This is a genomic window from Chryseobacterium sp. C39-AII1 (assembly GCF_039672645.1).
Taxonomy (GTDB): domain Bacteria; phylum Bacteroidota; class Bacteroidia; order Flavobacteriales; family Weeksellaceae; genus Chryseobacterium.
The window spans coordinates 1-311 of sequence record NZ_JBDFPQ010000057.1; the positions used below are offsets into that span (position 1 = coordinate 1).

At 50.5% G+C, this 311-nt stretch carries 1 rRNA gene; it reads right to left on the bottom strand.

The window, feature by feature from the left end:
• Nucleotides 1-311: ribosomal RNA gene (locus ABEG63_RS21560) — 23S ribosomal RNA — on the bottom strand; the annotation flags it as partial.

Below are 311 nucleotides of genomic sequence, written 5' to 3' on the forward strand. Positions count from 1 at the left end.
CAACTCCACATCCTTTTCCACTTAACGTATACTTGGGGACCTTAGCTGGTGGTCTGGGCTGTTTCCCTTTTGACTACGGATCTTATCACTCGCAGTCTGACTCCCATGGATAAGTCTTTGGCATTCGGAGTTTGACTGAATTCGGTAACCCGTTGGGGGCCCCTAGTCCAATCAGTGCTCTACCTCCAAGACTCTCACAACATGAGGCTAGCCCTAAAGCTATTTCGGAGAGAACCAGCTATCTCCAGGTTCGATTGGAATTTCTCCGCTACCCACACCTCATCCCCGCACTTTTCAACGTGCGTGGGTTC